The sequence below is a fragment of the Mycobacterium sp. genome, from assembly GCF_035623875.1.
Classification (GTDB): domain Bacteria; phylum Actinomycetota; class Actinomycetes; order Mycobacteriales; family Mycobacteriaceae; genus Mycobacterium.
Window position 1 is genome coordinate 1 of record NZ_DASPSP010000319.1, and the last position, 9,096, is coordinate 9,096.

At 63.4% G+C, this 9,096-nt stretch carries 8 protein-coding genes; 1 reads left to right on the top strand and 7 read right to left on the bottom strand.

The genetic code is table 11. From position 1 onward, the window contains the following. From VEI45_RS25555 to VEI45_RS25585, 7 genes are all read right to left on the bottom strand, one after another. A partial coding sequence (locus tag VEI45_RS25555; RefSeq protein ID WP_324857495.1) for an aldehyde dehydrogenase family protein occupies window positions 1–547 on the bottom strand: 547 nt, incomplete at its 3' end. An 18-nt stretch (window positions 548–565) separates the two neighbouring features. Then, the gene (locus VEI45_RS25560) at window positions 566–2,272 is read right to left on the bottom strand and encodes a thiamine pyrophosphate-binding protein (RefSeq protein WP_324857496.1); all 1,707 of its coding nucleotides are present in this window, start codon (window positions 2,270–2,272) and stop codon (window positions 566–568) included. Between the two features lie 12 nt (window positions 2,273–2,284). Continuing rightward, on the bottom strand, window positions 2,285–3,481 hold the full coding sequence (locus tag VEI45_RS25565; protein ID WP_324857498.1) for a CoA transferase: 1,197 nt from the start codon (window positions 3,479–3,481) through the stop codon (window positions 2,285–2,287). Beyond that, window positions 3,474–4,397: an SDR family NAD(P)-dependent oxidoreductase gene (locus VEI45_RS25570; RefSeq protein ID WP_324857500.1), complete on the bottom strand. Its 924-nt coding sequence runs from the start codon at window positions 4,395–4,397 to the stop codon at window positions 3,474–3,476. Before VEI45_RS25570 ends, VEI45_RS25565 begins: the two co-directional genes overlap by 8 nt. Further along, window positions 4,390–6,261, bottom strand: coding sequence for an NAD(P)/FAD-dependent oxidoreductase (locus tag VEI45_RS25575; protein WP_324857502.1), 1,872 nt, complete (start codon window positions 6,259–6,261; stop codon window positions 4,390–4,392). Before VEI45_RS25575 ends, VEI45_RS25570 begins: the two co-directional genes overlap by 8 nt. Next, window positions 6,258–7,631, bottom strand: a complete 1,374-nt coding sequence (locus tag VEI45_RS25580; RefSeq protein WP_324857503.1) for an aromatic ring-hydroxylating dioxygenase subunit alpha — start codon at window positions 7,629–7,631, stop codon at window positions 6,258–6,260. Before VEI45_RS25580 ends, VEI45_RS25575 begins: the two co-directional genes overlap by 4 nt. Beyond that, window positions 7,631–8,479 carry an SDR family oxidoreductase gene (locus VEI45_RS25585; RefSeq protein ID WP_324857504.1) on the bottom strand — a complete coding sequence of 283 codons (849 nt, stop codon included), beginning with the start codon at window positions 8,477–8,479 and terminating at the stop codon, window positions 7,631–7,633. The genes VEI45_RS25580 and VEI45_RS25585 overlap by 1 nt, the downstream gene beginning before the upstream one ends. A 180-nt stretch (window positions 8,480–8,659) precedes the next feature. Between VEI45_RS25585 and VEI45_RS25590 the strand changes: the two genes are divergently transcribed. Then, on the top strand, window positions 8,660–9,096 hold a 437-nt coding region (locus VEI45_RS25590), incomplete at its 3' end, for an SMP-30/gluconolactonase/LRE family protein (RefSeq protein WP_414687590.1).

The following is a 9,096-nucleotide window of genomic DNA, read 5'->3' on the forward strand; positions in this document are numbered from 1 at the left end:
TGAAGATGTAGGCCGAGAACGGCGCAACCTCAGACGGTTTCAGGATCATGGTGCACCCCGTTGCCAAGGCCGGGTAGACCTTGACAGCGATCTGGTTGAGCGGCCAGTTCCACGGCGTGATCAGCCCGCAGACGCCGATCGGCTCCTTGACGATCAGCGTTGACCCGTGCTGTTCGGAGAACGGGAAGTTCTTCAGCACGTCGATCGCCGTCACTAAGTGCCCAATCCCGAGCTGGACCTGGGGGCCCGCGGCCAGCGAAGGCGGCGCGCCCATTTCCTCGGTGACCGCGTCGGCGAGGTCACCGGCGCGCTTCTGGTATTCGGCAAGGATGGCCTCCAGCAGGTCCAGTCGTTGTTCGCGACTGCTTTGCGACCAGCTGGCGAAGGCGCGCCGGGCTGCGGTGACTGCTACGTCGACGTCGGCGGCCGAGCCGAGCGAGATCTTCCCGGTGACCCGCTCCGTCGCCGGGTTTTCGACGTCAAACTTATTGGGCCGCAACGGGTCAACCCAGCTGCCGTCGATGTAGAACTTCAGGTATTCGCGCATGGCCTTTCCTTCTTTCTTCTACTGGGTGCCCTCGGCGTACCAGGTGCGGAATTCATCGTATTTAGGCATCTCCTCGGAGTTGGCCTTCGGGTCGATGCAGACGTGCACGACGGCGGTCTTGCCGCTGGCATACGCTCGCTCGATCGCCGGTCCGATCTCCTCTTCCTTTTCGACGTATTCGCCGTGACAGCCGAAGCCCTCGGCGATCTTGTCGAAGCGAACGTCCTTGCTCCAGTGCACACCGGGCTGCGGTGACGGCTGAGCGAACGTGCGCTTGTAGACCCCGACTTCCAGACCCCATTGGTGGTCGACACCCACAACGCACACCAGCGGCAGCTTTAGACGTGCGGCGGTCTCCAGCTCGGCGATATGGAACATGAACGAGGAGTCGCTGGTCAGCAGCATGACCGGCCGCTTGCCGCCGTCGGCGACCGAAGCGCCGACGGCATAGGGCAAGCCCGTGCCCAAGTGGCCGAAGTTCTGGTTCCAGATGACGTCGTGCGGCTTGGCCAGCGAATAGGTCCACTGAAAAATGACCGTCGCGCCGCCGTCGCGGACCATGATGCCCTCGGCCGGAAAGGCTTTGGTCGCTTCCACCACAAAGCGTGCGGGGTGGATCGGAGTCCGTCCACTCGGTGCGGTCTCGGCCAATTCGGCCAGCGTGTCTGCGTCCTGTTTGATCCAGCGGGCAAGATCGGCCGACGGCGAACGCGGGATTTCCTTCAGCGCGTCGACCAGCTGAGGCACCACGCCGCGCAGGTCTCCCACCAGCGGCACATCTACCGGTCGATTCACTCCGATCGCCGTCGGGTCCTGCTCGACGTAGATCCACTTGCGAGCGGCGTTGTTCTGTTCCCAGTGGCGTGTTTTGCCGTAGTGAACCGGTTCGCCGAGTTCGGTGCCGAGCGCGATGCACAGGTCCGACGCGACCACGGCCTCGACTGCCGCGGACGAAAAGCCGTAGGGAAATGTGCGGTCCTCCAGACCGGGGATGAACGAGGTGCCCCCCGATGTCTGGATCACCGGGCAGGCTATCAGCTCGGCGAGTTCCCTGACCGCCGATCCGGTGCGCGACGTGTGAACGCCGTGGCCGACCAGCAGGATCGGGTTCTCGGCCTCGCGCACCAGCCTGGCTGCCTCGGCGATCTCGGGTGCGCCCGCCCCGTGGTTGACAAGCCGATAGGCGCTGGGAGGCAGCGGATCTGCGACGTTCAACTCTTCGAGGATCACATGGGACGGAAACTCGACGTAAGCCGGGCCGGGTGTTGTCGACATCGCGCGACGAATCGCCTCTCGAACGATTTCGTCGGTCTGGTCGGCGTATTCGATCGACGCGCTGTACTTCACCGTCGGCGCGAAAAGTGCTTCCTGGCGGACGAACTGGATGCGCCCACGCCGGACCCGGCGCTCGGTGATACGCGCCCGCTGGCCGCCGAGGAAGATGACCGGCGAGTTCTCCACCTTGGCGCACATCATCGCCCCGGCGATATTGGCCACTCCGGGACCCAGCGTGCCGATGCACAAGCCGGGCTTGCCCGTCATCCGCGAGACAGCCTCGGCCATGAAACCGGCGCTCTCCTCGTGGTGAGGCGAGATCACAGCCCAGCCACGCGATTCCGCCTCGAGGAACAGGTGCACGAAGTTCGGGTCGGGGATACCGAACAACGTATTCACACCCTCTGCCTCGAACAGGTCGAGAATGCGTTTGTAAACGGGCACAGCCATGGTGAAAACTCCTTAGGGATAAATACTGTTGAGCGAGTCGTTTTCGGCCTCAGACATGGGTGCCAGGTCGACCGTCAGATCCAGCTCGTCGAGGATCGCTGCGGTGTGGGCGCCGAACTCTGGCGCCGGCCCCGCAACGCGACCCGGTGTCCGAGAGAACCAGGTGGGTACGCCCGGGAAGCGCACCGGACCGTGCGGGGTGTCCACGGTCTCGAACATGCCGACAGCGTTGAGATGCGGATCGTCGAACAGCTCGCCGGGTGTATTCATTGGCGCGGCCGGTATCTCGAGTTCGCGAAACAGCACCAGCCACTCGTGAGTCGAGCGCTGTTTCATCGTCTCGGCCAGTAACCCGTAGACAGTGTCAATCTGGCGCGCACGCTGTTCCAACGTCGAATACAGCTCACTGGCCCACGGTGGCCGCACGGCGTTCATGAAAGCGTTCCAGTGCTTGTCGTTGTAGACCAATGCGGCGATGTAGCCGTCACTGGTGCGATATGGACGACGGTTGGGCGCTACGGCACGCGGATAAACCGCTGGCCCCAGGGGAGGGTCGAACATGGCGCCGTTGGCATGTTCGACGAGGATGAACGAGGCCATGGTTTCGAACATGGCGACCTCGACTTCCTGCCCCTCCCCGGTACGCTCGCGGTGAAACAACGCCATCGTCGTCGCGTACAGCGCGGTCAGCCCGGCGACCTTGTCGGCCATGATGGTTCCGACGTAGTCGGCTTCGCCGGTCAGCTGCTGTTGTACCGCCGGCAGGCCGCATTCAGCCTGGATCGTGTCGTCATAGGCGGGCCGGTCGCGGTCGGGTCCGCGCCGCCCGTACCCGTAGCAATTGGTGTAGATGATCGCCGGGTTGATCGCCGCGACGTCCTCGTAGGCGAAGCCGAGCTTGGCGATCGCTTTGGCGCGCATCGAGTGGATGAATACGTCCGCGGTCTCGACAAGCGCGCGCAGCGCCCGTGTTCCGGAGTCGGTTTGCAGGTCCAGCACAATGCTGCGCTTGCCGCGGTTAACGTTGACGAACACGCCGCTCATGCCCGGCGCGGGACCGACAGAGATGTAGCGGGTTATATCACCTTGTGGCGGTTCGACTTTGATAATATCAGCGCCCATGTCGGCCATGATCTGCGTGCAGTACGGCCCCATCACCATTCCGGTGAGGTCGACGACGCGGACACCCGTCAGCGGTCCGCTAGGCATGGTGCGCCTCCTGGGCGGCTATCGAGAAGCTATACCGGATGTGGTCGCCGTGGCCGTCCGGCACGATGGGAAAGACGACAGGGTCAGACGTGTTGCGGATCGCCTCGATGTGTTCGGCTACTTCCTCGATCGACCACGTCGGCCGATACACCCCCGGCGTTTCTGTGACGACCGCCCTGGCCACCCGTCCGGCCAACGCGATTAGCACTTCGCCCGTGACCGAACAGGACTCGTGTGCCAGCCAGCCCACCACGGGAGCCACCAACTCGGGTCCCATCGGCGGATACGCGGACGTGTCGATGCCTTCGGCCATTCTCGTGACGGCTGCGGGCACGATCACGTTGCTCTTCACGCCGTCGGCGGCACCTTCCAACGCCAGGACATTGGACAGCCCGATCACGCCGGCCTTGGCGGCCGCGTAGTTGGCCACATCGTGGTTTCCGTACAAGCCGCCGATTGACGACGTGAGCACGATGCGTCCGTAGCCGGCCTCGCACATCATGGGGAACGCGGGCCGCACGACATGAAATGCGCCGCGCAGGTGGACATCCAGCACGGCGTCGAAGTCATCGTAGCTCATCTCTTTCAGCGATGCGCGGCGCACGATCCCGGCGTTGTGGATGAGGATGTCGATGCGGCCGTACGTATCGAGCGCCGCGTCGGTGATCGCCTTGCCGCCCGTTGCGGTGGCCACCGAGTCGGTGCTGGCGACTGCTTGACCACCGGCGGCGGCGATCTCACGTACCACATCGTCGGCCGGACCGGCATCGGTGCCGTCACCGGTGAGGCCGCCCCCTGAATCGTTGACGACAACCTTCGCCCCCTGAGACGCGAGCAGCATGGCGTAGGAGCGGCCGAGCCCTCGGCCACCCCCGGTGACGACCGCCACCCTGCCGTCGAATCTCAAGTCAGCCATCTATGTTCTCAAGTACCAGACCGTCTAGGCCGCCTTTGGCACGCCATTCCTTGAGCAGGTCGTCGAATGCGTAGAAGCCCGGCATGTAGGGATCGCCGAGGGCCGAGCGGATGCCCTCGCCGCCACCGCCACCCTCATTGTTGTAATAGCCAGGTGTGCACGAGACCGCGAATTCCGAGCTGTCTATTGAGGTTTCGCGGATCGTCTTGACCCAGTTGTCTTGAGCTTCCTTGCTCGGCTCGACGGTGGTCGCGCGGCGCGCTATTGCTTCGGAAATAATGTAGGCGATGTGCTCGGCCTGTTGCTCGAGCATCGCCGTGGTGTTCCCTGCCACGCCGCCCTGAATGAAACCGGTGAAGAACTGGTTGGGGAAGCCTCGGCTGGTCATCCCATGGAGTGATTTGTAGCTGTCGCGCCAGTGGTCGAAGAGCGACAGGCCGTCGCGGCCCTCGATCACATCGACTGCGTACCGACGGCCGATGTCGGTGGTGATCTCAAAACCGCTGGCGAAGATGACGCAGTCGACTTCATACTCAACGCCGTCGGCGACAATCCCCTTCTCGGTTAGTCGTTCCACGCCTTTGCATTCCGACACATCAACCAGCGTGACGTTCGGGCGGTTGAACGTCGGCAGGTATTCATCGTTGCTGCAGGGCCGCTTGCACATGAACCGGTAGTAGGGTTTGAGCGCTTCGGCGGTCTCCGGGTCGTCGACGAGCTCCTCGACGCGTCGCCGCAACCGCTCCATGACCTTGTAATCCTCTTCTTCGCGGAAGGCCATTATCTGCTCGATGGTCAGTGCCGTGGGATCGTCGGCAGCCGCGATCCGCGCGGTCAGGTTGCGCCCTAGTTCAGTCCAGAAATCGCACACCAGATCTGGCTCGTCGAACACCGCACCTTCCCCCAACGGTGACCAGCGGTGGAAGTTGCGCTTGCGTTGTTCTTGCCAGCCGGGCTGCAGAGAAGCCGCCCACTGCGGGTCGGTCGGCTCGTTGCCTCGCACGTCCACCGATGACGGCGTGCGCTGAAAGACATAGAGGTGCTGGGCGTCTCGGCCCAAGTGCGGAACCAGCTGCACGCCGGTCGCACCGGTACCGACAAGCGCAACACGCTTGTCATGGAGCTTGTGCAATCCGCCGTTGGCATCCCCACCCGTGTAGTCGTAATCCCAGCGAGCGGAATGGAACATATGTCCCTTGAAGTCCCTGATGCCGGGGATTCCGGGCAGCTTCGGCCGGTTGAAGGAGCCCTGTGCCATCACCACGAACCGGGCACGAATGTCGTCACCGCGATTAGTGCTCAACCGCCAGCGCTTGATCGTCTCATCCCAGCGCACCGCGCGAACCTGAGTGGAGAAGATCGCGCCGTCGTAGAGTCCGAAATGCTTCGCGATGCGACGGCAGTGCTCGTAGATCTCGACGCCGTCGGCGAACTTCTTCGATGGAATGTAGTTGAGTTCTTCCAGCATCGGGATGTAGCAGTAGGCGTCGTTGTCGCACTGGATTCCCGGGAAGCGATTCCAGTACCAGACCCCGCCGAAGTCCCCGCCCATCTCGATGATGTGCACGTCATCGACGCCTGCCTTCTTGAGGTACGCGCCGGCCAGCAGACCGGTGATGCCGCCGCCCAGCACCGCGACGTCGATGTCCTCGTCGATCGGCGTGCGCGGCGTCACTGGTGTGTGGGGATCAACCTCGGCGAATTCTGCGAACTCGTCCTTGAGTTCCAAGTACTGCTTCGAGCCCTCCGGACGCAGCCGCTTATCGCGCTCGAATAAGTACTTCTCGCGCAGCGCGTCGATATCGATGTCGTCCGGCGTCTGCGTCGGGCGGCAGGTATCAGACCGCCTATCAAACTGGGTCATCTATCTGAAAGCTCCTGCGGTTCGCCGGTACCCATGTACTTCGACAGTTGGTGATGGAGGTTGACAGTGCTTCGCTCTCGGTAGGGATTGGGTTTGGTACCCAGGAACGCAAGCGATTTCATGCCCTGCTGCACTGCGGCCATGTTGGAGAAGTCCTGCGGCAACACCGAGCGCCATCGGGGGTCACCGACCGGCGTGTACTCCCATTCCGTTTGGGGCTCTTGGCCTTTCGGGTACAGCTCGAACACCGACACCTCGAAAATGCACTTGTCGGGGTTGTAGCTGGGATGCGGGCGAGCGGAGTAGCACAGCGCAACCGTCAGACCCTGACCGATCTGGAAGTTCGGGAAGATCTGCCATGCGGTGCCGGCCTGCCCGAGGATGTCGGAGGGAATCGTCGGCCAGATGACGCCGCGGGCCTCGTCGTCGCGGCGGGCGGACGCCAGCCAGTGCTCGAGGACCTGGTCGGCCGGTGTGCCCTCGGGCAGTTCGTCGACCAACCGTTTGGCGGCGTTCACCAACGTCTCGGTGGTGGAGGTGTTGGTCTCCTCCATCGTGTAGATCTGCATCTCCGCGGTTGACACCCGCGGGTCGGCGCCGGTTCCGAGGCGGATCTTGGACTTGGTCGCCGCGAGATCGTCCGGGGCCTCATAGCCGATGTTGCTGTGTTTGCCCTGCGCCTTGGCCCAGCCCTTGAATTCGCCGAACGTGTTGAACTCCGGATGGGTTGTGTAGACGTGGTAGGTCTCGTTGAAGGCCTCCAGCGCGACCTTCCAGTTGCAATCGAATGACAGCCACTTGCGCCACTTGTAGCGCATGTTCTCCAGCCCGAACGGGTCGAGAATCTTCGCGGCAGGAAACAGATAGTCGGCCAGCGGCTCGCAGTCGGGGTCCATGTTGATCCACAACCAACCGCCCCAGGTGTCGACCTTGACCGGTCGAAGGTGGGTGTTCTCAGGTGTCAGCGCTCCCTGCCAGTCCTGCTGCTCGCGGATGTGCGTGCACGCACCGTCCAGGCCATAGGTCCAGCCGTGGAAACCGCAGACGAACGACTTGCGGGCGCGGCCACGGGCGTTCTTCGCCCCCTCGGGCGTGTCGATCAGCCGGCGACCGCGGTGCATGCAGACGTTGTGGTGGGCGTTAAATTCGTTGTCTGCGGTGCGCACCACGATGATCGAGTCATCGAGAATGTCGTAGGTCAGGTAACTACCCACCTCGGGCAGCTCTTCGACACGGCCAACTTGCTGCCAGACCCTTCGCCATAGCCTATCGCGCTCGGCTCGGGCGTAGCTCTCGCTGATATACGCTTCGACACCGATCGTCGTCGGTTTCGAAAGTTCTTCGGCCGCTTGGACTTCGGTGTCGGTCATCACATGCCCCTTAGTGCTGCTCGGAAGGAGTCATCTTTAAGGAAAAGCGAGGTGTTGTCGGCGTCCAAATGTGTCCATTTGAGATCCAGGCCGCCGTCGACCAGCAGCGTTTGGCCGGTGATGTAGCTCGACAGGTCCGACAACAGAAACAGGATGGCGCCGGCGATTTCCGCGGGACGGCCGCGCCGGCCCATCGCGATGGCACGCCGATCACGCTCGGCGTCTTCGTCGACGTAGGTGCGCGAGGCCGGCGTGGCGGTGACGCCGGGAGCTACCGCGTTGACCCGGATTTCGTCGACGGCCAGTTCTACGGCCATGGTGCGGGTCATCGCCGCGACCGCTGCCTTGGCCGTGCCGTAGGCGATGTGGAACGGCGCGCTGTTCATCCCGCTGATCGAGGAGATCGAAACGATCGACCCACGACGTTTGCGTGCTTTCAGTTCTGCCGCCACAGCCTGGCTCATGAAGAAGGTGGTTTCCAGGTTTTGGGTGAACAGGTCACGCCAGTCGGTGCGGGTCACCCGGGTCGACGGCATCCAGGTCGACGGGGCGGCTCCGCCCGCCACGTTCACCAGCCCGTGCAGATCGCCATCGGCCCGCACCGCCTGCTCCATCGCGGCGGCCACGCCGTGGTCGGTCGCGACGTCGGCGGCCACCGGCACGATCGACAGTCCTCGCTCGATCAGCGGCGCAATATGGTCGTCGAGATTCTGCCGGCACCGGCTCACCGCGATCACCGTGGCGCCGGCCTCGGCGACCATGCGGGTGACAGTGGTGCCGATGCCGCCGCCCGCGGCGCCAGCCACCACCACCACGCGACGATCGAGACTCAGCAGGTTATCGACCACTATTAGTTTTGTCCGGACAAAATAGGCAGATGTGCATAATTGAGAATATGATTCTCTGCAAATCGCCGAGCGTCAAGAGGGGCCGCCGAATGCACTTCGAACTATTGTCTGGACCAGACTCGGTTGCTAACGTCACCGGCTGAAACCGCCCTGACAACACGGCCCCGGAGGTCATCATCGATGTTGCTGCAAGAAGGCCGCTCGGGTGCAGGGATTTCACCCAGCCTCGCCGAGGGCTGGCGCCTGGAGCGGCTCACCCCGCCGAGCCGGCTGTTCGGATCCAACGGCCTGCGGACCGGCCCTGACGGGCGGATCTACATCGCGCAGGTAACCGGCAGCCAGATTAGCGCCCTCGACCTCGAGACCGGCCGGCTGGAAACCGTCAGTGCCAAGGGCGGCGACATCATCGCACCCGACGACGTGGCGTTCGACCCGCGCGGGAACCTGTACGCCACCGAGGTCATGGACGGTCGGGTCAGCGTGCGTAACACCGATGGTCACACTTGGGTGCTGCGCGACGATCTCCCCTCCGCCAACGGAATCACCGTGCACCAGGGCCGGTTGTTTATCGGCGAATGCCGGGAAGGCGGGCGCATTCTCGAGCTTGACCTGAACGG

Coding starts and splice junctions, on each gene's coding strand:
- VEI45_RS25580 (WP_324857503.1), bottom strand. CDS start 7,631: ATGACCGACACCGAAGTCCAAGCGGCCGAAGAACTTTCGAAACCGACG.
- VEI45_RS25560 (WP_324857496.1), bottom strand. CDS start 2,272: ATGGCTGTGCCCGTTTACAAACGCATTCTCGACCTGTTCGAGGCAGAG.
- VEI45_RS25570 (WP_324857500.1), bottom strand. CDS start 4,397: ATGGCTGACTTGAGATTCGACGGCAGGGTGGCGGTCGTCACCGGGGGT.
- VEI45_RS25575 (WP_324857502.1), bottom strand. CDS start 6,261: ATGACCCAGTTTGATAGGCGGTCTGATACCTGCCGCCCGACGCAGACG.
- VEI45_RS25565 (WP_324857498.1), bottom strand. CDS start 3,481: ATGCCTAGCGGACCGCTGACGGGTGTCCGCGTCGTCGACCTCACCGGA.